Annotated in this window: 19 protein-coding genes, 2 tRNA genes and 1 pseudogene; 15 read left to right on the top strand and 7 right to left on the bottom strand. The window is 63.0% G+C overall.

Features of this window, described 5'->3' with window-relative positions:
- The first annotated feature begins 1 nt into the window (after nt 1).
- The 4 genes from rpsI (at nt 2) to I6F35_RS08940 (ending at nt 2,614) form a co-directional block, all read left to right on the top strand.
- On the top strand, nt 2–478 hold the full coding sequence (gene rpsI / locus I6F35_RS08955) for a 30S ribosomal protein S9 (RefSeq protein WP_225117289.1): 477 nt from the start codon (nt 2–4) through the stop codon (nt 476–478).
- 234 nt (nt 479–712) lie between these two features.
- Nucleotides 713–1,930, top strand: a complete 1,218-nt coding sequence (locus I6F35_RS08950; protein ID WP_225117288.1) for a GGDEF domain-containing protein — start codon at nt 713–715, stop codon at nt 1,928–1,930.
- Nucleotides 1,931–1,981: 51 nt separating this feature from the next.
- Nucleotides 1,982–2,221: a hypothetical protein gene (locus tag I6F35_RS08945; RefSeq protein ID WP_225117287.1), complete on the top strand. Its 240-nt coding sequence runs from the start codon at nt 1,982–1,984 to the stop codon at nt 2,219–2,221.
- A 96-nt stretch (nt 2,222–2,317) separates the two neighbouring features.
- Nucleotides 2,318–2,614 carry an antibiotic biosynthesis monooxygenase family protein gene (locus I6F35_RS08940; RefSeq protein ID WP_225117286.1) on the top strand — a complete coding sequence of 99 codons (297 nt, stop codon included), beginning with the start codon at nt 2,318–2,320 and terminating at the stop codon, nt 2,612–2,614.
- A 7-nt stretch (nt 2,615–2,621) separates the two neighbouring features.
- Here I6F35_RS08940 and I6F35_RS08935 read toward each other — a convergent pair whose 3' ends face one another.
- On the bottom strand, nt 2,622–3,761 hold the full coding sequence (locus tag I6F35_RS08935) for an AI-2E family transporter (RefSeq protein ID WP_225117285.1): 1,140 nt from the start codon (nt 3,759–3,761) through the stop codon (nt 2,622–2,624).
- A 244-nt stretch (nt 3,762–4,005) separates the two neighbouring features.
- On the opposite strand from I6F35_RS08935, the gene I6F35_RS08930 reads away from it, so the two are divergent.
- Nucleotides 4,006–4,779: a gamma-glutamyl-gamma-aminobutyrate hydrolase family protein gene (locus I6F35_RS08930; protein WP_225117284.1), complete on the top strand. Its 774-nt coding sequence runs from the start codon at nt 4,006–4,008 to the stop codon at nt 4,777–4,779.
- Nucleotides 4,780–6,023: 1,244 nt separating this feature from the next.
- On the opposite strand, the gene I6F35_RS08925 is transcribed toward I6F35_RS08930, so the two are convergent.
- Nucleotides 6,024–7,235, bottom strand: coding sequence for an ABC transporter substrate-binding protein (locus I6F35_RS08925; protein ID WP_225117283.1), 1,212 nt, complete (start codon nt 7,233–7,235; stop codon nt 6,024–6,026).
- Between the two features lie 254 nt (nt 7,236–7,489).
- On the opposite strand from I6F35_RS08925, the gene I6F35_RS08920 reads away from it, so the two are divergent.
- Nucleotides 7,490–8,290, top strand: a complete 801-nt coding sequence (locus I6F35_RS08920) for a class I SAM-dependent methyltransferase (protein ID WP_225117282.1) — start codon at nt 7,490–7,492, stop codon at nt 8,288–8,290.
- A 169-nt stretch (nt 8,291–8,459) separates the two neighbouring features.
- Here the strand turns inward: I6F35_RS08920 and glnA are convergent, their stop codons facing one another.
- Nucleotides 8,460–9,869, bottom strand: a complete 1,410-nt coding sequence (glnA, locus tag I6F35_RS08915; RefSeq protein ID WP_225117281.1) for a type I glutamate--ammonia ligase — start codon at nt 9,867–9,869, stop codon at nt 8,460–8,462.
- 150 nt (nt 9,870–10,019) lie between these two features.
- Nucleotides 10,020–10,358, bottom strand: coding sequence for a P-II family nitrogen regulator (locus I6F35_RS08910; RefSeq protein ID WP_011441447.1), 339 nt, complete (start codon nt 10,356–10,358; stop codon nt 10,020–10,022).
- Between the two features lie 355 nt (nt 10,359–10,713).
- Here I6F35_RS08910 and I6F35_RS08905 point away from each other — a divergent pair, with 355 nt between their 5' ends.
- The gene (locus I6F35_RS08905; RefSeq protein ID WP_225117280.1) at nt 10,714–12,213 is read left to right on the top strand and encodes an NAD(P)H-hydrate dehydratase; all 1,500 of its coding nucleotides are present in this window, start codon (nt 10,714–10,716) and stop codon (nt 12,211–12,213) included.
- 34 nt (nt 12,214–12,247) lie between these two features.
- Here I6F35_RS08905 and I6F35_RS08900 read toward each other — a convergent pair whose 3' ends face one another.
- A complete protein-coding gene (locus tag I6F35_RS08900; RefSeq protein ID WP_225117279.1) occupies nt 12,248–13,333 on the bottom strand; it encodes an enolase C-terminal domain-like protein in 1,086 nt (361 codons plus the stop codon).
- A gap of 18 nt (nt 13,334–13,351) precedes the next feature.
- Nucleotides 13,352–14,647 carry a multicopper oxidase domain-containing protein gene (locus tag I6F35_RS08895; protein ID WP_225117278.1) on the bottom strand — a complete coding sequence of 432 codons (1,296 nt, stop codon included), beginning with the start codon at nt 14,645–14,647 and terminating at the stop codon, nt 13,352–13,354.
- 150 nt (nt 14,648–14,797) lie between these two features.
- On the opposite strand from I6F35_RS08895, the gene I6F35_RS08890 reads away from it, so the two are divergent.
- The 7 genes and pseudogenes from I6F35_RS08890 to I6F35_RS08860 all read left to right on the top strand — a co-directional run bounded on the left by I6F35_RS08890 (nt 14,798) and on the right by I6F35_RS08860 (nt 22,461).
- Nucleotides 14,798–14,882 (top strand) — tRNA-Leu (locus tag I6F35_RS08890).
- 154 nt (nt 14,883–15,036) lie between these two features.
- Nucleotides 15,037–16,398, top strand: coding sequence for a trigger factor (tig, locus tag I6F35_RS08885; RefSeq protein WP_225117277.1), 1,362 nt, complete (start codon nt 15,037–15,039; stop codon nt 16,396–16,398).
- Between the two features lie 241 nt (nt 16,399–16,639).
- A complete protein-coding gene (locus I6F35_RS08880) occupies nt 16,640–17,275 on the top strand; it encodes an ATP-dependent Clp protease proteolytic subunit (RefSeq protein WP_225117276.1) in 636 nt (211 codons plus the stop codon).
- Nucleotides 17,276–17,706: 431 nt separating this feature from the next.
- On the top strand, nt 17,707–18,981 hold the full coding sequence (clpX, locus tag I6F35_RS08875; protein WP_024506813.1) for an ATP-dependent Clp protease ATP-binding subunit ClpX: 1,275 nt from the start codon (nt 17,707–17,709) through the stop codon (nt 18,979–18,981).
- 312 nt (nt 18,982–19,293) lie between these two features.
- A complete protein-coding gene (gene lon, locus I6F35_RS08870) occupies nt 19,294–21,717 on the top strand; it encodes an endopeptidase La (RefSeq protein WP_225117275.1) in 2,424 nt (807 codons plus the stop codon).
- A gap of 108 nt (nt 21,718–21,825) precedes the next feature.
- Nucleotides 21,826–22,229 (top strand): annotated as a pseudogene (locus tag I6F35_RS08865) (GFA family protein).
- 155 nt (nt 22,230–22,384) lie between these two features.
- Nucleotides 22,385–22,461: transfer RNA gene (locus I6F35_RS08860), tRNA-Val, on the top strand.
- Nucleotides 22,462–22,580: 119 nt separating this feature from the next.
- Here the strand turns inward: I6F35_RS08860 and I6F35_RS08855 are convergent.
- Nucleotides 22,581–22,946: a hypothetical protein gene (locus I6F35_RS08855; protein WP_225117274.1), complete on the bottom strand. Its 366-nt coding sequence runs from the start codon at nt 22,944–22,946 to the stop codon at nt 22,581–22,583.
- 176 nt (nt 22,947–23,122) lie between these two features.
- Between I6F35_RS08855 and I6F35_RS08850 the strand changes: the two genes are divergently transcribed.
- Entirely contained in the window at nt 23,123–23,401 is a 279-nt protein-coding gene (locus I6F35_RS08850) for a hypothetical protein (protein WP_225117273.1), read from the top strand.

Raw genomic sequence — 23,401 nt, 5'->3', positions numbered from 1 at the left:
GATGTCCGATACCATGCAGTCTCTCGATCAGCTTGCGCAGTTGAAGCCGGCGGCTCCCGAGGCGCCGAAGTATGTGAAGAAGGTCGACAAGTACGGCCGCGCTTATGCCACCGGCAAGCGCAAGGACGCGGTCGCCCGCGTCTGGGTCAAGCCGGGCTCCGGCAAGATCTCCGTCAACACCCGCGACGTCGAAATCTATTTCGCCCGTCCGGTGCTGCGGATGATGATCCAGCAGCCGCTGGTCGCTGCGGCCCGCGCCGGCCAGTATGACGTGATCTGCACGGTCACCGGCGGCGGCCTGTCCGGCCAGGCCGGTGCGGTGCGCCACGGCCTCTCCAAGGCGCTGACCAATTTTGAACCGGAATTGCGCGGCGTATTGAAGAAGGGCGGCTTTCTCACCCGCGACTCGCGCACCGTCGAGCGCAAGAAGTACGGCCGCGCCAAGGCGCGCAAGTCGTTCCAGTTCTCGAAGCGCTAACCGCTTCATTGCAATTTGCAGCAACTGCGAAGGGCGCCGCGAGGCGCCCTTTTTGCTGCGGCTTTGCGCATCAATTGTCTGCAGTTTTTCTCGAAAACTTTTGTATGCACGCAAACGGATTGCCAACACGCGAGTCATAGCTTCAGCGGTATGATGGCGCGTTATCCTTTTCGGGTCGCGCCTCGAGAACGTGGCATCACACGCTTTCATCACACGCGCGCCAGGCAGGGGCTCATGTCGTTCGACACTTCGACGCTTTATCTGTTTGCCACCATGGTGGCCGGAATGCTCGGCGCCATGCTGTTGTTCTTCGGCAATCAGGAGAAGATTCCGGCGTTGAAGTGGTGGGGCAGCGCGTATCTCCTCGGCGCGGCCTCTGTCGCAGCGTCGACCATCGCGGGCGCGATGCTCGGCGAGATCGCCTCGCAGGCGCTGAATGTAGCCGGCTTCATTGCCTGCGGCATGGTGTGGAATGCTGCGCGCGTCTTCCATGGCCGCAAGCCGAACATCCCCGGCCTTGTGCTCGGCGCGATTGCATGGGTCGGCACCGCGCTGACCTTGCCGCCCGAGCAGCAAATGCTGAAGCTGACCATCGGCGCCGCGATCATCGCGATCTATGCGTGCCTCACGGCGGCCGAGTTGTGGCGCGAGCGGCGGCGCGCGACACAGCGGCGCTGGCCTGCACTCGCGATCCCCGTACTCCACGGCTGCGTGCTGCTGCTGCCGATCCTGCTCGGCAATCTCCTGCGTCCGCATGATGCGGCGTTCGGCAACAGCATCTGGGTGACGGTGTTCTCGGTCGAACTCATTCTCTATGCGATCGGCACCGTGTTCGTGATCTTCATGCTGGTATCGGACCGCGAGGTGACCGCGCACAAGACGGCGGCCTCGATGGATCCCTTGACCGGCATGTTCAACCGCCGCGGCTTCGCCGAGGCCTGCGCGCGCGTGATCGAACGCGAGGCCCAGGCCGGCCGTCCGGTGACGGTGATGATCTTCGACATCGACCACTTCAAATCGATCAACGACCGCTTCGGCCATCCCGCGGGCGACGAGATCCTGAAACTGTTTTCGGCCGTCGTCGTCAACAGCCTCCGCATCACGGATCTCTCCGGACGCATAGGCGGCGAGGAATTCGCGGCGCTGCTGCCGTGCTCGCTGGAGGAGGGCGTGATCGCCGCCGAGCGCGTGCGCGAATGCTTCCAGGCCTCCGGCATCGTCTGCGAGGAGGGCGCGGTCGAGACCACCGTCAGCATCGGCGTCGCCGGCGGGCCGGCCGGCACCGAGCTCGAAGTGTTGCTGGCGGCGGCCGATACCGCGCTCTACCAGGCCAAGCGCGGCGGCCGCAACCGCGTCGAGGCCGCGGAGGAATTGCCGCTGTCGCTGGAGAACTGGCGGCGCAAGACCGCCGGCCTCGCGCCGCAGGCGCGTGAGAGACAGATCGCGGCATGAGCGATATTGCGGTAAGCTTCTGTTTACCATTCGATTCCTATCATCCCAGCTATGGAATCGACCCGCCTTCACAACGCTCAATCCTCCGTCCTGTTGTCCCTCGAAGCAGCCGCCGCCACCGCCCGCGGTGGGTTCGGCTGCCTGTTCTCCAGCTCGGATGAGTACGAGACCGCGCTGATCGCCGAGCGCCGCGCCCAGGGCCGCTACGGCCGCCCGCGCAGCGCTTGGCCGATGATGATGTTTCTGGGCCTCACGTTGATGGTGGTCGGCACCGTGCTCGTATTCAGCTAGGTAACAGCACATCCCGTATTGGTGAGGGCGCCGCGAGGCGCCTTTTTCTTTTCCATAAGCTGAGCTAGAGACGGGCCCTTTCCAGGGAGAAGCCCAATGGTCACCGAAATTGCACTCATCGACGTCAAGCCCGGCTCCGAAAAGGATTTCGAAGCCGCGGTGGAGAAGGCGCGGCCGCTGTTCCTGCGCGCCAAGGGCGGCAAGGGATTCGAACTGCACAAGTCGATCGAGAAGCCGTCGCGCTATCGGCTGGTCGCGAAGTGGGAGACGCTGGAAAATCACACCGTCGATTTCCGCGGCTCGGAGGATTTCGCCGCCTGGCGAGCCCTGGTCGGGCCGTTCTTTGCCGCGCCGCCGGAGGTCGAGCATACCGAGATCGTGCTGACAGCCTGAGGCCAGCTCAAGCCGCCACAGGCGGCGCCTCGGCCTTGAAGTGGTCGATCATCACCTTGGCGATCGCCATCAGGGGGAGCGCGAGCGCGAGCCCCCAGACGCCGAATACCACCCCGAGCAGGATCTGGAACGCAAACAGCGTGGCAGGCGGAATATCCAGCGCCTGCCGCTGGATGATCGGCGTCAGCACGTAGCTCTCCATCGCGTGCACCCCGAGGAACAGCACGAAGGCCGAGAGCGCTGCGATCCAGCCCGAGGCAAGGCTCGCCAGCACCACGATCAATCCCCCCAGGATTGCGCCCACGGTCGGAATGAAGGCGAGCAGGCCCGCCTGGATGCCCAGAATGAACGAGCTCTGGATGCCGATGATCGACAGGCCGATCCAGGTGACCAGGAACACCGCGCCCATCGTGATGATCTGGGCGATCAGCCAGCGCTCCAGCGTGTCGCCGATCCGGTCGACGATGATGGTGGCCTGCGCGCGGTGCCTGGTGGGCATCACGAACAACAGCCCGGCGCGGTAGATGCTGGGTTGGGCGGCAAAGGCAAACCCGAGAAACAGTACGATGAAGAAGTTGCCGACCGCGCTCACGGTGCCGAGCAGCACCTTGAAGGTCTGGCTGATGATCGCGCCGCCGGAGGAGGCGAGCGCCCCGGCGCTCGGCAGGCTGTGGGTGGCCGCCGCGCCCGGCGTCGTTGGCGATAGCGATTCCGTCGGTGCGGAAACCTGATTGCTGAAATCGAGGTAGCTGGTGTCGATGCCGTGCTGCTCGAGGAAGGATTTGACGTACACCAGTTGCGACTTGATGGTGTCGCTGAGCGCGGACGCCTGCTGGGCGATGGTGGCCCCGCCGAGGAAGACGACGCCCGACAGCAGCGCCGCCAGCGCCAGGCAGACGATGGTCAGCCGCAGCGCATGCGGAAGTTTGACCATGTGGCCGAGCAGGTTGGTGAGGGCGTTGAGCGCGACGCCGAGCAGCACCCCGGCGAAGATCAGGAACAGCGTCGCCGCATAGTGCCAGGCGAGCGCCAGCACCGCCGCGAACAGCACGATACCGATGCCGCCGACACTGATCGCCCACGCCAGGTCGTTGCGGGCCTGAAGGTGGTCGCCGTCCGGTAGTCTCACGTTGATTCCTTCGCGCATCGATTGTTCTCACCTTGTCGCCAAAATCCCGGCGGGATCAAGCCGCCGCACGCGCGCCGGTTTGCCGCTGCCTGCCGGACAAGCCTTTTCCTGCGGGATAACGGCAAGCCGGCCCCGCGGCGCCTGCGTCCCACGCCGATGTGCTCCGCCAGCATAATATGTTGATCAACGGTCCAGTCGGGGGCATTATCGATCTGGAACCATGACAAACATAGAAAATCATTCCTACGCGAGACACTGAAGCATGAGACGGCCCGTGGTCGGCGTGATCGGAAACGCCCATCGCATCGAAGATCGTTTCACGGTTCAGATGGTCGGGGAGCGCAACCTGCGCGCGATCACCGATGTCGCCGGCGCGGTTCCGCTGATGTTCGCCGGTTCGCCTGAGATCACCGACGTCGGCGCCTTGCTCGACGTCGTCGATGGCGTGGTGCTGACCGGGGCGAGGGCCAATGTCCATCCGACCCGCTTCAAATGCGAACCGCATGAGAGCCACGAGCCCTATGACATCGAGCGCGACGAGGTCGCGCTGGCGGTGGCGGAAGCCTGCGTCGCGCGCGGCATCCCGCTGTTCGGCATCTGTCGTGGCCTGCAGGAGATGAATGTCGCCTTTGGCGGCTCGCTGCATCCGGAGATCCGCGAACTGCCCGGGCGCATAAATCATCGCATGCCGCGGCTGGAGAACGGCGAGATCCATCCGGACCCGCTGGTCGTGTTCGCCGACCGCCACGACGTCAAGCTCACGCCCGGCGGAGTGTTCGCCAAGCTCCTGGGCTGCGAGATCATCCGCGTCAATTCGCTGCACGGGCAGGGCATCCTGGAGCCCGGCGAGCGCGTCGTGATCGAAGGCATCGCCGAGGACGGCACCATCGAGGCGATCCGGATCGCCGATGCGCCGGGCTTTGCGCTCGGTGTGCAGTGGCACGCGGAATACGACCCGCAGCGCAACCCGATCAACAGGAAACTGTTCGAAGCTTTCGCCGCCGCGTTGCGTGAACGTCAGCGGACGGCGGCGTAGCGGCGCCGCCGTTGCGAGCGCAGCGAAGCAATCTATCGCGCCGCGTGCGCATGGATTGCTTTGTCGCTTGCGCTGCTCGCAATGACGGCGAAGAGTTCTGATTCAAATTTCAAACAGCAATTTCGTAGGATAGGTAGAGCGCAGCGAAACCCATCGCGATGGAGCAAGCGGCACGATGATGGGTTTCGCTGCGCGCTACCTATCCTACGTTTCTCGCTGTCGTCCCCGCGAAGGCGGGGACCCATAACCACAGGCAGTTGTTGCAGCGAGCAAGCGGTTACAGCGGAGCACACGCAAAAGCCTGTGGTTATGGGCTCCGGCTCCCGGCTACGCCCAAGGGCTTCGCCGCGGCGCCGCAAGACCGGGACGACGGGAGAGATACTGATTCAAATGTCAAATAGCTTCTCCGTTGTCATCGTCCGGCTTGACCGGACGCCAGTATTCCAGAGACGTCAGTGCTTATGCCGAGAGGCCGCGGGTTACTGGATGCCCGCCTTCGCGGGCATGACGGTGGAGTGAGGATGTAAGTTCGCGTTCTCGCGGCGCATGGCGTCCGAGCTTTGCATCTCGTTTCACCCTCATCGATATCGGAGGGCGCAGGGAAAGCCGGGTGCCGGTTGCACCCGTGGGCCCCGTGCAACAAAAAGCACGGGGGTAGGACCACAGGTCAACCGAAGCAACTCCGGCTTTCCCTGCGCGATGGTTTACGGCTTACTTCGTGCTCTTCTCGGTGACCGGGCTTTCTTGCCACCGTCGCTCCGCAGATACTCGATCCACAGAACTTAGCGCCAGCGTCGGGGCGCCAGAACCACACGACTTCGCCGTCCGCCTTACGCACGCTCGTCAGTCGCACGCATCGCGTCCACCGCATCTCACCGCAACGTTCGTGACGATCGCGAGCCGCCCCTCATCTGGGTGAGACGCGCGGAATCATAGCGGTGATTTGCCCGACGGGTTAAGCGATTTATTTTTCGCGCGAGGGATGGACACGTTTCTACTGATTTGCCCGTCGGGCTGTTATGTCGCACCCAAAGCACCCACATCGTCATTGCGAGCGTAGCGAAGCAATCCACGGCTCCGCAAGTGGCGCGATGGATTGCTTCGCTGCGCTCGCAATGACGGGGTGAGTTGGGATTTGAGTTTTCAAACAGGGTGGGGGTGTGACGCTGATCGAAACGGCGGTCCCGGCCAAGATCATAACGCTTTCTGCAGTACCGTTTGTGCGAATCGCTAACTGCCCGAATTTACTTCTGGGCCGTCACCATCGGGCAAGCGCTGCTCGAGAGCGGTGGAAATGCATCCTTGCCTTCGACCGTCGCGAGGATCCTGAAGACGTCCGACGGGTCGGACACCTCGCTCGGCTTCTTGACCTCGGCGAGGTACATGTCATGCACCATCAGGTTATCGGCGCGAAGCTTGCCGTTTCGCGCGAAAGCATCATTGAAGGTGCGGCCCTGCAAATCCTTCACGACAGCGGCCGGATCCTTGGTATTCGCGGTCTGGACCGATTTGATGTAGTTCAACGCGGACGAATACACGCCCGCCTGCATCATGCTCGGCGGTTTTCCCATCTTGGCGGCATAGCGCTTTGCGAATTCGCGCGTCCGGTCATCCATGTTCCAATAGAAGCCAATCGTGGCAAGCAAGCCCTGCGCGCTCTTCAGACCAATGCTCTGGATGTCATTGACGTCAATCAGCAGAGCGATCATCTGCTGGCCGCCGCTGGTGAGGCCAAATTCTTCCGCTTGTTTGATGCCGTTCTGAGTGTCCGCGCCAGCGTTCGCCAGTGCGATAACCTTCGCGCCCGAAGACTTGGCCGTCAGAAGGACCGAGCTGAAATCTGCCGTGTTGATGGGATGCGGTGCATGCCCCAATGACTTTCCTCCACCCCTGGTCACAACTTCCGTTACGTCGCGCTCGAGCGCATGGCCGAATGCGTAGTCCGCAGCAATAAAGAACCATGTGTCGGCTCCACGTTGGAGCAACGCTTTCCCGGCCACGTTAGCCAGTGCGTAGGTATTATATGTCCACTGGATGAAGTTCGGAGAGCATAGCTTTCCACTCAGATCCGCGGAGCCGCCCGCGGATGTGATGAACATCTTGTTTCGATCCCTGGCAAAGTTCTGGACCGCAATACAGACCGATGACACCGGCACGTCGAGGATGACGTCGACGCCATCCTGATCGTACCATTGGCGCGCAATGTTCCCGCCGAGGTCCGGCTTGTTCTGGTGATCGGCGGAAATCAATTCGATGGGCTTGCCCAAGACGCTGCCGCCACACTCCTCGATCGCCAATTGCGCGGCCGCCACCGATCCCTTGCCGCCATTGTCTGCAAACAGGCCGTTCATATCCGTCAGGACACCGAACTTTAACGGCGGGTCTCCCGCGGCGCGGACAATCGCCGGAGAGAAGACTGTGGCACCAAGACCGGCAAGAAAGGTGCGCCGTTTCATCTTTTCACTCCCTTTTTTGTTTTGCCGCAGTTTGCGTTGTCACTCACAGTTCTGCAAGTCATCTGTCAGGGAAGCGGGAACAATCCACATAAGCGCCGTCAGTCTCGCTGTTTTGATGCGACCGATCCGATGAGCAACAGAGGTGGGGATTGAATGACGAGTGTCGTGAGCGGCTGTTCCGTCAGTGCGGTGCTTTGGCGCCTTGGCAATAATCCGCTCGGGGGTTAGCATTGGCCGAGCGTATGGAGGTTTCGATGACCTCGGAATTCAACGTTCGCAATGCCGCCGGCTATGAGCAGCTCATGGGGCGCTGGAGCCAAAGGCTCGCGCCCCTGTTCATCGAATTTGCGGGGCTTGCCGATGGCGAAAAGATCCTCGACGTTGGCTGCGGGACCGGCAGCCTGACCTTTGCACTCGCGAGGTCCGCTAACCTCGCCGAGATTGGCGCGATTGATTATTCGCCGGTGTTTGTCGAGGAAGCCATCCGGCGCAACATCGATCCGCGGATAAAGATCCGGCAGGCGGATGCCTGCGCGCTGCCGTTCGAGGACGGTACGTTCGACCGTGCCTTGGCGCTGCTCGTGCTCCACTTCGTACCCGAAGCCGGCCAAGCAGTCGCCGAGATGCGCCGCGTCGTTCGGCCGGGCGGTGTGGTGGCGGCGACCGTGTGGGATCATCTCGGTGGCATGCCCGGCATGCGCATGATGGTCGACACGGTGGCGGCACGCAGCGAAGCCGGACGCCAGCTCCGCAATCGCTACTGCTTCCAGCCGATGATGCAGCCGGGCGAAATGAAAAGGACCTTTGTCGAACAGGGCCTCGTGGACGTAACGGAAATGGAGCTGATGATCCGCATGGATTACCTCAGCTTCGACGACTATTGGGCGCCGATTGCCGCGGGCGAGGGGCCGCTCGGCAAATATGTGGCAACACTCGACGCTGCCGAGCAGGCGCGCACCACCGCCGCCGTGCGGGATGCCTATGAGGCCGGCCGGCCTGACGGTCCGAGGTCCTTCGCAAACGTCGCGTGGGCCTGCCGAGGCATCGTTCCGTAATCACCGGTCCTAGAGCATGATGACTTTTCTTCGAATCGTCATCCCGCTCTAGCTCTCTGTTTGAGCATGATCTTTTCGGAAAACCGGTCTCCACTTTTCCGGATCATGCTCTAAAAAACGAAAGGCGCTCCGTGTGGAGCGCCTTTCGCATTGTTATGGCAGTGAAAGCTCACTGCGAATAGTACATGTCGAACTCGACCGGGTGCGGGGTCATCTCGAAGCGTTCGACTTCGGTCATCTTGAGTTCGATGTAGGCGTCGATGAAGTCGTCGTCGAACACGCCGCCGGCCTTCAGGAAGGCGCGGTCCTTGTCGAGGCTTTCCAGCGCCTCGCGCAGGCTGCCGCACACGGTCGGGATCGACTTCAGCTCTTCCTTCGGCAGATCGTAAAGGTCCTTGTCCATCGCCGGGCCCGGGTCGAGCTTGTTCTTGATGCCGTCGAGGCCGGCCATCAGCATCGCGGCGAAGCCGAGATAGGGGTTGGCCATCGGATCGGGGAAGCGGACCTCGACGCGCTTGGCCTTCGGCGAGGCGGTGTAGGGGATGCGGCAGGAGGCCGAGCGGTTGCGCGCGGAGTAGGCGAGCAGCACGGGGGCCTCATAGCCCGGCACCAGGCGCTTGTAGGAGTTGGTGGACGGGTTGGTGAAGGCGTTGATCGCCTTGGCATGCTTGATGATGCCGGCGATATAGGAAAGGCACGTCTCCGAGAGGTCGGAGTACTTGTTGCCTGCGAACACCGGCTTGCCTTCCTTCCAGATCGACTGGTGGCAGTGCATCCCCGAGCCGTTGTCGCCGTAGACCGGCTTCGGCATGAAGGTGGCGGTCTTGCCGTAGATATGGGCGACCTGGTGGATGCAATACTTGTAGATCTGCATCTGGTCGGCCATCAGCGTCATGGTGTCGAACTTCATGCCGAGCTCGTGCTGGGCGGAAGCGACTTCGTGGTGATGCTTCTCGACCTTGACGCCCATCTTGGCCATGGCGCCCAGCATCTCCGAGCGCATATCCTGCACCGAATCCTGCGGCGGCACCGGGAAGTAGCCGCCCTTGGTGCGGATGCGGTGGCCGAGATTGCCGCCCTCATATTCGGTGTCGGAATTGGTCGGCAGCTCCGAGGAGTCGAGCCGGAAGCCGGTGTTGTAAGGAGTGGATGAGAAGCGCACGTCGTCGAACACGAAGAATTCGGCCTCGGGACCGAAATAGACGGTGTCGCCGACGCCCATCGACTTCACCATCGCTTCCGCCTTCTTGGCGATGCCGCGCGGATCGCGGTTGTAGGGCTCGCCGGTGGTCGGCTCGAGCACGTCGCAGGTGATGACCATCGTGGTCTCGGCGAAGAACGGGTCGATCGTCGCGGTGACCGGATCGGGCATCAGGCACATATCGGACTCGTTGATCGCCTTCCAGCCGGCGATCGAGGAGCCGTCGAACATCACGCCTTCGGCAAAGGTGTCCTCTTCGATCATGCCGACGTCGAAGGTCACGTGCTGCCACTTGCCGCGCGGATCGGTGAAGCGAAGATCGACGTATTTGACGTCGTTGTCCTTGATCGATTTCAGGACGTCTTTGGCGGTCTTCATGAGTATCCCTTTTGACTTTGCGGGTCGGTTTCCAGGTGAGCGACGTTGTTCTCGCTTTGGCCAAGTTCGCGCGATGATACAAACGAAATCAGGCCGCCGAAGGCAGCCTTATTCTATTCTTGGGTCGCAAGATTCCGGATAGCACCGGGCTTAAATAGCGTCCAGCCCCGATTCGCCGGTCCGGATGCGGATCGCTTCCTCGATATTGGAAACGAAAATCTTGCCGTCGCCGATGCGGCCGGTCTGTGCCGCGCGGCGGATCGCATCAATCGCCTTCTCGACCAGGTCATCGCCGATCACGATTTCGATCTTCACCTTCGGCAGGAAGTCGACGATGTATTCCGCTCCGCGATAAAGCTCGGCGTGACCCTTCTGCCGTCCAAACCCCTTGGCTTCCGTTACCGTGATGCCCTGAAGTCCGACTTCCTGAAGCGCCTCTTTCACCTCGTCGAGCTTGAACGGCTTGATGATGGCTTCGATTTTCTTCACTGAGGGCCTCCCGGGCATTTCCAGAATACAAAGTGCAGATGGGTTCGATGCGCGTGGCGCAATCAGTTCGATCCTTCAACTTCCGGCGGAGCCGGAAACGCCCATCGCGGCCGTATGGGGTGGCCGGTTTGAGCGGCTTCCTCAAAAGCAGGGTCTATGCCAAGTTGTTAAAGTCCCTGATTTCGGAATGTTATCAGCCTTTTAACGGGCAGACAGACAAGGTTGGACCGAGCGCCCCATGATACCGAAGCCTGCGAAATAGGCAAACGGATGAATTGTGTGCAATCGGCGGCGGGAGATCGGCGCGGGTCGCCCGAGATGCCTGTCGAAAAGGCTGATAGATTGAGGATTCAGCATGGAAGTCCTGACCACGGCTGAGATGGAACGCGCCGATCGGCTGACCATTGCCGGCGGCACGCCCGGCTTTGCGCTGATGATGAGCGCGGGCCAGGCGGTCGCCGAAGCGGCCATGGACCTGGTCGAGGCGGGGCCGATTCTGGTGGTGGCGGGCCGCGGCAACAATGGCGGCGACGGCTTTGTCGCCGCCGCCGAACTCGCCGCGCGCGGGCGGGAGGTCTCGGTGATCCTCTTGTGCGAGCGCGACAGCCTGAAGGGCGACGCGGCGCTTGCCGCACGCGGCTGGAAGTATCCGGTGCTGCCGTTCAACCCACAGGCGATCGGCAAGCCCGCGCTGATCATCGATGCGCTGTTCGGCGCCGGGCTCGACCGTCCCGTCAAGGGCGAACCCTATGAGATGATCGAGGCGGTCAACGCCACCGGCGCGCCGGTGCTTGCCGTCGACCTGCCGAGCGGGATCAATGGCACCACCGGCGCGCCAATGGGGATCGCGATCCGCGCCACCGAAACCGTGACCTTCTTCCGCCGCAAGCCGGCGCACCTGCTGCTGCCGGGCAGGGTGCATTGCGGCCGCGTGCGCGTCGCCGACATCGGCATCGATCCGAAGGTGCTCGAGGAGATCCGCCCCGCAACCTTCGAGAACGAGCCATCGACCTGGCAGCACGCGTTTCCGGTGCCGAAGATCGATGGCCACAAATATTCCCGCGGTCACGTCCTTGCCGTCTCCGGCGACATCGCCGCCACCGGCGCCGCGCGGCTTGCCGCGCGTGGCGCGCTGCGGGCAGGCGCGGGCCTGGCGACGCTGGCCTCGCCGACCGATGCGCTGGCGGTGAACGCCGCGGCGCTCACGGCGGTGATGGTGCGCGCGGTCGACAATGCGATCCAGTTCGCGGATCTCCTCAGCGACAGGCGATTGAATACCAGCGTGATCGGACCCGGTGCCGGCGTCGGCCCGCGTACCCGTGATTTCGTCCATACCGCGCTCACGGCGAAGCGCAATCTGGTGCTGGACGCCGATGCGCTGACAAGCTTTGCCGATGCGCCGGAGCGGCTGTTCGAGGCGATCAAGGCATCGGAAGGGGCGCACGTGGTGCTGACGCCGCATGAGGGCGAGTTCCCGCGGCTGTTCAGCGACATCAGCAACAAGCATCCCGGCCGCTCCAAGCTCGAACGCGTGCGCGCCGCCGCGGAGCGCTCCGGTGCGGTGGTGCTGCTGAAGGGGCCGGACACGGTGGTGGCCGCCCCGGATGGCCGCGCCACCATCGCCTCGAACGCACCGCCATGGCTTGCCACTGCCGGCGCCGGCGACGTGCTCTCCGGCATCATCGCGGGATTGTTGGCGCAAGGTACGCCCGCCTTCGAGGGTACGAGCATCGGCGCCTGGATGCATGGCGAGGCCGCGATGGAAGCCGGCCCGGGCCTGATCGCGGAAGACCTCCCCGAGACGCTGCCAGCGGTGTTCCGCCGGCTCTATGACGGGATGGGAATTGAGTATTGAAGACGCGCGTGGGATGGATACCCATCCCTATGGACTACGTCACCTGATATTTCGCAACCGCCGGCTCGTTCCATTCGAGCCCGAGGCCCGGACCGCGGGCGGTGACCGCGCCGTCGATGACCTCGGCCGGCTTTGCCAGGATGGCGCTGCCGAGGTCGAGGAATTCGAGCCAATGCGCGGTCGGCGTCACGGCGAGCATATGCGCGCTCGCTTCCGCGAACAGATGGCTCGACATCGGGATCGAGGCGGCGTCCGCCTGGCCTGCGACCTGCAGCCAGCCGGTGACGCCGCCGACCTTCATCAGGTCGGGCATGATGAAATCGCTGGCGCCGACCGAGATCGCCTCGGCGAAGCCGCGCGGGAACCACCAGTTCTCGCCGGCCTGGATCGGGATCGGCGAGTCCATGCGGACGCTGGCGTGGCCGGAGAGATTTTCCTGCGGCACCGGCTCCTCGACCCAGTGCAGGTCATAAGGCGCAAGGCGGGCGATGCGGCGTTTGGCTTCCGCCGGATCGAGCGACTGGTTGAAATCGATCATCAGGGTGATGTCGGGGCCGATGACGGCACGCACGCCCTTGACCACGCGCTCGTCATTGGCGGCATCGCCATCGCCGCCCTTGATCTTGATGCCGCGAAAGCCCTGGTCGAGCGAGCGGCGCAGCGCCCGCTCATCGGCGGTGGGATCGACCACGCCATAGCTGTCATAGGCTGCGAGGGGGCGCACCGATCCGCCGAGCAGTTCGACGACCGGTTTGTTTGCGATCTGCCCGAGCGCATCCCAGCAGGCCATGTCGAGGCCGGAGACGGCCATGCCGACCAGACCCTGCCAGCCGAGCAGGCGGAATTTGGCGTCCATCGCCTTCATCAGGTCGAACGGCGCGACCGGTTTCCCCGCGAGTTCGCGCCCGGTCTCCTCGACCAGATGAACCAGCGGTTTAAGTGTGAGCCTGGTGTAGGCGAAAATGTAGGAACGGCCGGTAACGCCCTGATCGGTTTCGATATCGATCAGGACCAGCGGCCCGGAGTCGATCACGCCGAACGCGTTCTTCACAGGACGCTTGAGCGGCACGACGACGGCTCGCGCCTTGACGTTACGGATGGCTGGAACGGTTTGGCTCATGGTCGTTTCCCCTTGTTCTTATTCGACGCTGTACCATCGCACGAACCGCGGCGACGCCCAATCGGTCGGGACCTGCTCGATCAGGAAGCGGCCGGCATGCTCGGCCAGGAACGCGACGCGCTGAGTCTGTCCCGGTTCGATCGCGAGCGTGTCGAGCCAGAACGGCTTCCAGCCGTCGTCGAGCCGGTCGAGCAGGCGGAAGTGATGGCCGTGCAGATGGAAGACGGTAGCGATGGCGGCGCGATTGGTCAGCGCCAGCACCACCGCCCGGCCGGCCTTGGCGCGGAAGGCGGGCGGGGACGACGCAGCGAAGTCGGCTGGGCGCGCCCAGTCGGCCGGCGTGCCGAGGGCCAATTCGAACCGCTGCGCAGTCTTGAGGTCGAGCTGCGCCGGCAGGCCATTTGAAGCAAGCGGCGGCGCCGGTGGCAGCGGGCCGGGGCGAAGCGGGGGCTCGCTGGAGAGCGTGAGCCGTCCAATGGAGCGCGCCTCCTTGCCATCATGGAGCAGGATCGATGCGGTCGCGGCCACATCGACGAAGGCATCGGCGCGGCCGCCGGGCGCCAGCACGAGCGCGCCGTTGCGCGCCGGGAACGGCTCGGCCGGCTGGCCGTCGATGGCCATGACGCGGACCTCGTGGCTCTCCAATTTCACTGCGAGCACAGTGCGTTGGGAGGCATTGATGAAGCGGAGCCGCAGCCGCTCGTTGGCACGTGCTGAGAGTTCGAATGAGGTTCGGCCGTTAACGGTATAGACCGGCGTCGTGTCCTTGGCGTCGGTCCCGGGCGCGGCCGCCGTACCGTCCGGCCGCAGCCGCCATTCCTCGAGGAGAAGCACGTCGTCGCGGTCGACGGCGATCCGCTCGCTTTCGAGGACAACCAGCGGTTTTGCGCGCAGCGGTCGTGGCTGTCCGTCACCCAGGAGACCGGAATCGCACAAGAATGTGCCGGCGTGGCGCAGTGGAAGCTGGAAGCTCTCTTTCGCCCCGGAGGCGAGCGGTGCCCGGGTGAGCAGAGGCTCGGCGGCGGCAGCGCCATCGATTCCCCGACAGCACAGCGCGAGGGGCGCGGGAAGATCGTTGCTGAGCGTCAGCTCGAAGGTCTCGCCGCGGCTCATCCTGACGTCGTCGCCCACCAACGACCAGATCGGTGTGCCGGCGCCGCCTGGGCGTAGCATCAGGCTCTCAGGCTTCGCGGACATGGCGAACGAACGGCGGCCTTGCGCCCAGGTTGCGGCGGGAAGGCCCGTCGCCACCGCGGCGGCGCCCAGTCCGACGAGCAGGGTGCGTCGATCGAGCATCGGGAAAAGGCTTGCCATCGGCCCGATCCGGACCATTTTTGCACCTGTAAGTCCAGCGGCTATTTCGGCCGAGGGGACATGCGAAAAAGGCCATTTTTTTGCTGCGAACGGGCGGGCTCATGCTATAAGCCGCCGCCCGCGGCATCGCGGCTGGATATGATGCGCCAAGCGGGCGTGGCGGAACTGGTAGACGCGCTGGATTTAGGTTCCAGTGACGAAAGTTGTGGGGGTTCGAGTCCCTCCGCCCGCACCAAGCGCTCGATCCAAGCGTTTGCATGACCCTTTCTGGAGGGCCTGTCGCTTTTTGAGAGGCGGGTCAGCCGAACCACCGGCGCAGGCGTTGAGCTACGCGTCGAACCATTGACACAGTCGCGCCCGCCGAGGCGCGACAGGAGCGGAAGAAGAAGATGCAGGTCACCGAGACCCTTAACGAGGGACTGAAGCACGAGTTCAAGATCAGCGTTCCCGCCACCGACCTCGATGCCAAGGCGGACGCGAAGCTTGTCGACCTGAAGGACAAGGTCCGCATCAACGGTTTCCGTCCCGGCAAGGTGCCGGTCAGCCATCTCAAGAAGATCTACGGCCGCTCGGTGATGGCCGAGACCATCGACCAGACCATCCGCGACACCAACACGCAGATCTTCACCGACCGCGGCTTCCGCCTTGCAACCGAGCCGAAGATCACGATGCCGACCGAGCAGAAGGAAGTCGAGGAACTGCTCGCCGGCAAGAGCGACCTGACCTACACGGTGTCGATCGAAGTGGTGCCGCCGATCACGCTCGCCGATTTCAAGACCTTCCAGGTCGAGAAGCCGGTGGCCGATGTGACCGACGCCGAGGTCGACGAGGCGATCAAGCGCATCGCCGACCAGAGCCGTCCCTATGCGGCCAAGAGCGAAGGCGCCAAGGCTGCGAACGGCGACCGCGTCACCATCAGCTTCAAGGGTACGATCAACGGCGAAGCGTTTGACGGCGGGACCGGCGAGGGCATCCAGGTCGTGCTCGGCGCCGGCCAGTTCATTCCCGGCTTCGAGGAGCAATTGATCGGCATCGGCGTAGGCGAGACGCGCACGCTGAAGGTGACGTTCCCGAAGAACTATGCCAGCGAAAAGCTCGCCGGCCAGCCGGCCGAATTCGAGACCACGGCAACCGCGGTGGAAGCGCCCGGCGAAACCGTGATCGACGACGAGTTCGCCAAGACGCTTGGGCTTGAATCGCTCGACAAGCTGAAGGAAGCCGCGCGGGCACGATTGACGGCCGAGTTCGCCGCCGCGACGCGCCAGCGCGTCAAGCGCGCGCTGCTCGACCGGCTAGACGGGAACCACAGGTTCGAGGCGCCGCCGTCGTTGATCGACGAGGAGTTCAACCTGATGTGGAACTCGATCAAGGCGGAGATGGACTCCGCCGGCAAGACGTTTGCCGACGAGAACACCACCGAGGACGCCGCCAAGGAAGAGTACCGCAAGATCGCCGATCGCCGGGTGCGGCTCGGCCTCGTGCTGTCGGAGATCGGCGAGAAGAACAAGATCACGGTGTCTGACGATGAGGTCGGCCGCGCCGTGATCGAGCGCGCCCGCCAGATGCCCGGCCGCGAGAAGGAGGTCTGGGACTTCTACCGCAACAACGCCCAGGCGCTCGCCCAGCTTCGTGCCCCGATCTATGAGGACAAGGTGGTCGATTTCATCCTCGAACTCGCCAACGTGACCGAGAAAAAGGTCTCGAAGGAAGACCTGTTCAAGGATGAAGACGCCGAGAAAACTGCGGCGTAATCCTGGCACTTCGTGTTAATGATGAACGGCGAAACCGGCCCGGCGACGACATTCCGTCGCTAGGCCGGACCAGCCGAATCGGCTTGACTTGCCGCGTTCGGACCTAGCCATCTGAGCGGTCTTGCCGCCGCGAAAATGGCGCATATCTGAACGCAACTAAACGCAGTCCTGCATCACGGGACGATTGTCCGTCCGGCGCCAGCCGGCCGGCTTCGGCCCCGCCAACTCCAGGGGTAATCCCATGCGCGATCCCGTCGAAACCTACATGAACCTCGTGCCGATGGTCGTCGAACAGACCAATCGCGGTGAGCGCGCCTACGACATCTTCTCGCGCCTGCTGAAGGAGCGCATCATCTTCGTGACCGGCCCGGTCGAGGATGGCATGTCGACGCTGACGGTCGCGCAGCTTCTGTTCCTTGAAGCCGAGAATCCGAAGAAGGAAATCTCGATGTACATCAACTCGCCCGGCGGCGTGGTGACATCGGGCCTTGCGATCTACGACACCATGCAGTTCATCCGTCCGCCGGTGACGACGCTGTGCACGGGGCAGGCGGCCTCCATGGGATCGCTCTTGCTCGCCGCCGGCGAGAAAGACATGCGCTTCACGCTGCCGAATTCGCGCATCATGGTGCATCAGCCGTCCGGCGGCTTCCAGGGCCAGGCCACCGACATCATGCTGCACGCGCAGGAGATCCTGAATCTCAAGAAGCGGCTGAACGAAATCTACGTCAAGCACACCGGTCAGACCTACAAGGCCATCGAGGATGCGCTTGAGCGCGACAAGTTCCTCACGGCGGAAGACGCGAAAGCGTTCGGTCTCGTCGACAAGGTGATCGACAAGCGTCCCGACGATCCGGCTGCAACGAAAGCTGCGTAGTCTTACGGGATCGCTTGCGCGATTTTGGCGTTGACGACGAAATCCCTGTCGGCAAACTCAGGCGATTGCGGTGCACTATGCCCCGGCTTGGGCAGAAAGTTCCGCTTTCGCAACGCGCTGTCGCGTGGCAATCTCGCAACGGCCGTGCGTTTTCGACAGGTTATCCAGTGCGGAGGTTATAAATCACGGTATTGTCACGGTGCCAGGTACGCCCCCGGTTAGCGAATTCTTGATAGTCGGGTGACAGCATGATTGGCTCTGGCGTATCGGATGTAATTGCGGGGGAAGATTCGACTGAACCGCGATTCGCCGCATGAGTATTAAGTAGGGTCTTTTTTGGTACGGTTTTTGCTCTATCTAGACCTAAAGCCCCGGACAGTACCGGAATGGGTCGATCGAGCGACGGGTTCGAACGGCGGACGGAGATAAGAATGAGTAAGGTCGGCACGAGCGATTCCAAGAACACGCTATATTGCTCGTTCTGCGGCAAGAGCCAGCACGAAGTCCGCAAGCTGATCGCGGGTCCCACCGTTTTCATCTGCGACGAATGCGTCGAGCTCTGCATGGACATCATCCGCGAGGAGAACAAGTCCTCGCTGGTGAAGTCGCGCGACGGCATCCCGACTCCGAAAGAAATCTGCAAGGTGCTGGACGATTACGTGATCGGCCAGAGCCATGCCAAGAAGGTGCTGTCGGTTGCCGTGCACAACCACTACAAGCGGCTCAATCACCAGACCAAGCACAACGACGTCGAACTCGCGAAGTCGAACATCCTTTTGATCGGTCCGACCGGCTCGGGCAAGACGCTGCTGGCGCAGACGCTGGCGCGCATCCTCGATGTGCCCTTCACGATGGCGGACGCGACGACGCTGACCGAAGCCGGCTATGTCGGCGAGGACGTCGAGAACATCATCCTGAAGCTGCTGCAGGCCGCCGACTACAACGTCGAGCGCGCGCAGCGCGGCATCGTCTATATCGACGAGATCGACAAGATCAGCCGCAAGTCGGACAATCCCTCGATCACGCGCGATGTGTCGGGTGAGGGCGTCCAGCAGGCGCTGCTCAAGATCATGGAAGGCACTGTGGCTTCCGTTCCGCCGCAGGGCGGCCGCAAGCATCCGCAGCAGGAATTCCTGCAGGTCGATACCACCAACATCCTCTTCATCTGCGGCGGCGCCTTCTCCGGGTTGGAGAAGATCATCTCCGCGCGCGGCCGCTCGACCTCGATCGGCTTTGCGGCGCAGGTGCTCGCGCCGGAAGATCGCCGCACCGGCGAGATCTTCCGCCACGTCGAGCCGGAGGATCTGCTGAAGTACGGCCTGATCCCGGAATTCGTCGGCCGCCTGCCTGTCGTCGCGACGCTGGAGGATCTCGACGAGACCTCGCTGAAGAAGATCCTGACCGATCCGAAGAACGCGCTGGTCAAGCAGTATCAGCGGCTGTTCGAGATGGAGAACATCGAGCTGACTTTCGCCGATGAGGCGCTTGGCGCGGTCGCCCGCAAGGCAATCGAGCGCAAGACCGGCGCGCGCGGGTTGCGCTCGATCCTGGAAAGCATCCTGCTCGAGACCATGTTCGACCTTCCGGGCCTCGAAGGTGTGGAGGAAGTGGTGATCTCGCGCGAGGTGGTCGAGGGAACGGCCCGTCCGCTCTACATCTACGCGGATCGTTCCGACCGCGCCGTCGAGAGCAGCGCGAGCGCCTGATGCGCTCGCCGGCCGCAGCGGCCGGATGAGCAAAAGTACGATGGCTGCCGGGATTTTCGGCGGCCATTCGATTTGATTAATGCTGCGTATTTGTCCCGGATTTTCCGGCATTTCTAAGTACTTGACACCCCCATAGCCGATAGCCACCTAATGCTATCGGTGATGAGGATTTACGTCTGAAGATTCGTCATCTGACATCCGAAACGAGAAGCGGCCGAGGGGCCGAACGACATTCGGATCATACCGGCACCTTGTGGTGGTTGCGCAAGCAAGCGGACCGCGTGCAAGGGGGCGCAACGAAAGGAATAGGCCATGACAACTTCAAAACCCCGGCCATCGATCGTCTACGGCGAAAGCCATTCTTATCCGGTGCTGCCGCTCCGTGACATTGTCGTCTTCCCGCACATGATCGTGCCGCTCTTCGTCGGCCGCGAGAAGTCGATCCGCGCTCTTGAAGAAGTGATGAAGAACGACGCGCTGATCCTGCTCGCGACGCAGAAGAATGCGTCCGACGACGATCCGGCGCCCGAGTCGATCTATGAGACGGGTACGCTTGCGAGCGTCCTGCAGCTGCTGAAGCTGCCCGACGGCACCGTGAAGGTGCTGGTCGAAGGGCTCGAGCGTGCGCGCGTGGAGAAGTACTCCGATCGCAGCGAGTTCTACGAGGCGACCGCAGTCGCGCTCGCCGACACCGACGCCAATTCGGTCGAAGCCGAAGCGCTGGCGCGCTCGGTCGTGTCCGATTTCGAGAGCTATGTGAAGCTGAACAAGAAGATCTCCGCCGAAGTCGTCGGCGTCGTTCAGGGGATCACCGACTTCGCCAAGCTGAGCGACAACGTCGCCTCGCATCTGGCGGTCAAGATCGCCGATCGCCAGGCCATCCTGGAGACGCTGTCGGTCACCCAGCGCCTGGAGAAGGTGCTCGGCCTGATGGAAAGCGAGATCTCGGTTCTGCAGGTCGAGAAGCGCATCCGGTCGCGCGTCAAGCGCCAGATGGAGAAGACCCAGCGCGAGTATTACCTGAACGAGCAGATGAAGGCGATCCAGAAGGAGCTCGGCGACGACGAGGGTCGCGACGAGCTGGCCGATCTGGAAGAGCGCATCAACAAGACCAAGCTCTCCAAGGAAGCGCGCGAGAAGGCGCAGCATGAATTGAAGAAGCTGCGCCAGATGTCGCCGATGTCCGCGGAAGCGACCGTCGTGCGCAACTATCTGGACTGGCTGCTGTCGATCCCGTGGAACAAGAAATCCAAGGTCAAGAAGGATCTGGAAGCCGCGCAGGCGGTGCTGGACTCCGATCACTACGGCCTCGAGAAGGTCAAGGATCGCATCGTCGAGTATCTCGCGGTGCAGTCGCGCGCCAACAAGCTGACCGGACCGATCCTGTGCCTGGTCGGGCCTCCCGGCGTCGGCAAGACCTCGCTCGGCAAGTCGATCGCGAAGGCGACGGGGCGTGAATTCGTGCGCGTCTCGCTCGGCGGCGTGCGCGACGAGGCCGAGATCCGCGGTCACCGCCGTACCTATATCGGCTCGATGCCCGGCAAGATCATCCAGTCGATGCGGAAGGCAAAGACCTCGAACCCGCTGTTCCTGTTGGACGAGATCGACAAGATGGGCGCCGACTTCCGCGGCGATCCGTCATCGGCGCTGCTCGAGGTCCTGGACCCCGAACAGAACTCGACCTTCAACGACCACTACCTGGAGGTCGACTACGACCTGTCGAACGTGATGTTCATCACGACCGCGAATACGCTCAATATTCCGGGCCCGCTGATGGACCGCATGGAGATCATCCGGATCGCCGGCTACACCGAGAACGAAAAGGTCGAGATCGCGCGCAAGCACCTGATCCCGAACGCGCTCTCCAAGCACGGCCTGGACTCCAAGGAATGGTCGATCGACGACGACGCGTTGCTGCTGGTGATCCGCCGCTACACCCGCGAAGCGGGCGTGCGCAACCTGGAGCGTGAGCTGTCGACACTCGCCCGCAAGGCGGTGAAGGAGCTGATGATCTCCAAGAAGAAGTCGGTCAAGGTCACCGAGAAGACCCTGGAGGACTTCCTCGGTGTGCCGAAGTACCGCTTCGGCGAGATCGAGAGCGAGGATCAGGTCGGTATCGTCACCGGTCTGGCCTGGACCGATGTCGGCGGCGAGCTGCTCACCATCGAAGGCGTCATGATGCCCGGCAAGGGCAAGATGACGGTCACGGGCAACCTGCGCGATGTGATGAAGGAATCGATCTCGGCGGCGGCGTCCTATGTCCGCTCGCGGGCGATCACCTACGGCATCGAGCCGCCGATGTTCGACCGGCGCGACATCCACGTGCACGTGCCCGAGGGCGCGACGCCGAAGGATGGTCCGTCCGCAGGCGTCGCGATGGCCACCGCGATCATCTCGGTCATGACCGGCATCCCGGTCCGCCATGATGTCGCGATGACCGGCGAGATCACGCTGCGCGGCCGCGTGCTGCCGATCGGCGGTCTGAAGGAGAAGCTCCTGGCTGCCGCCCGCGGCGGCATCAAGACGGTGCTGATCCCCGAGGACAACGCCAAGGATCTCACGGAGATTTCCGATGCGATCAAGGGCGGCATGGAGATCATCCCGGTCTCCCGTCTCGACGAGGTCGTCGCCAAGGCGTTGGTGCGGGTGCCGACACCGATCGTCTGGGAAGAGGAGACCAAGGTCGACGTCAAACCCGACACCGCCGAAGAGACCGGCGGCCTGACGGCGCACTGACCGGACCGGGTTTTGATTGAACAACGAGCGGCGCCTTCGGGCGCCGTTTTTGTTTATGGGAATCCGCGGGAGCGCATCAGAATCAGCGAGCAGGTGGAGGAGGGTGCCATGAAGATCGACGGGCAATGCCACTGCGGCGTCGTCACTTACGAGGCCGAGATCGATCCGGAGCGGATCTCGATTTGCCATTGCACGGACTGCCAGACGCTGACGGGCTCACCGTACCGCGTCACCGCGATCTGCTCCGGCGAAGCAATCCACCTCACGGGCAAACCGCCGAAAATCTATGGGAAGGCCGGCGACAACGGACAAATTCGCTTCCAGCATTTCTGCCCGAATGCGGTTCCCCGCTGTTCACGAGCGGCGAACACGGCGGTCCCGACGATTGGGGCATCCGCTGGGGCAGCATCCGCCAGCGCGACCAATTGCAGCCGCGCCGCCAGATCTGGTGCCGCTCGGCGGCACCCTGGATCAACGATCTCAAGGCGTTGCCGGGGCTTCCGACTGAATGATCATAGCGTTTTCGAGCGAAGTGGACACCGGTTCGCGTGAAGAAAACGCGTCAAAACAAGAGCCTAGAGCTTCGGTTCTGATTCAATCAGAACCGAAAATGCTCGAGCCGCCGACCTTGCGCCGCGGGGCGGGGCAAGGGTAAAGAAGCAGCCGAGGGCGGTTAGCTCAGCTGGTTAGAGCATCTCGTTTACACCGAGAGGGTCGGGAGTTCGAATCTCTCACCGCCTACCAGCCTTCGCCCTGCGGGCTTCGGCTCGGCAAGCCGGAGTGCGCAGGGCGAAGGCGGACTGGTTCAGCAGTAAACCTCTTAAAGCGCCGCTCAACTGGCGACGCGAACTATCCCGACGATCTCAGGCCATCTTGGTGAACATCGTCAGAACGCCGTCGGCGATGTTGATGGCGATCACTTGCGCCGAAGTCACGCCCTTGGCCTTGAGTGCCGATACGGCCTGCGGTGTCGCGTCGATCGACTTCCGAAGCGACTGCATGTCCTCATCGCTCGTCTGCGCGACGATTTCATCGACCTTCGAACGCACGGCCGGCTGCAGTTCCTTGACGTCGACAACCTGTATGCTGCGTATCACGGTGCCGGACTGAGCAGGCGGTGACTCCGCTCCGCGTTGTTGCGACGGGGCTCCCTGCGCCAACACCAAGGCCGGTGTTCCGAGGCAGAGGGCTGCAATGATGGCGGACGCCGTAAAGATGCGCATGGTCATGCCTTTCCAGGTTGAGGAACAAACAAGTCCTAACCGTGAAATCTGGTTGGCATCTGCTTCTGATGTGGCCATTCGGTGAAAGCAATGCGGCCTCAATGCGCAGCGCCGGCGCTTGCGACGGATTGTCGATGTTCCCGGCCGGGTGATATCATCGGGCGAAAACCGGGGAGATGCCCATGCGAGCCTTTATCGCCGCCGTGATGATTGCACTGATGTCGGGAGCGGCATTCGCGCAGGACGCCGTGCCGCGATATGGCGACGTCGACAAGGACAAGAGTCCGTCGCAAAAGGAGGAGGAGCGCAACGCCGAGCGCGCCTACAAGAGATCGCTGCGCAACATTCCCGACAAGGCGGGGCCCAGCGATCCCTGGGGCGCCGTGCGCAGCGACAACGCGCCGCCGTCGGCCACCAGCACGACGCAGAAGAAATCCAAGACCGGCAGCGCCGCGAAATAG

This window comes from Bradyrhizobium sp. BRP22, from assembly GCF_020194175.1.
GTDB lineage: Bacteria > Pseudomonadota > Alphaproteobacteria > Rhizobiales > Xanthobacteraceae > Bradyrhizobium.
Note: the sequence above shows the minus strand (reverse complement) of the source record. Positions and strands in the feature narration are given on the sequence as shown.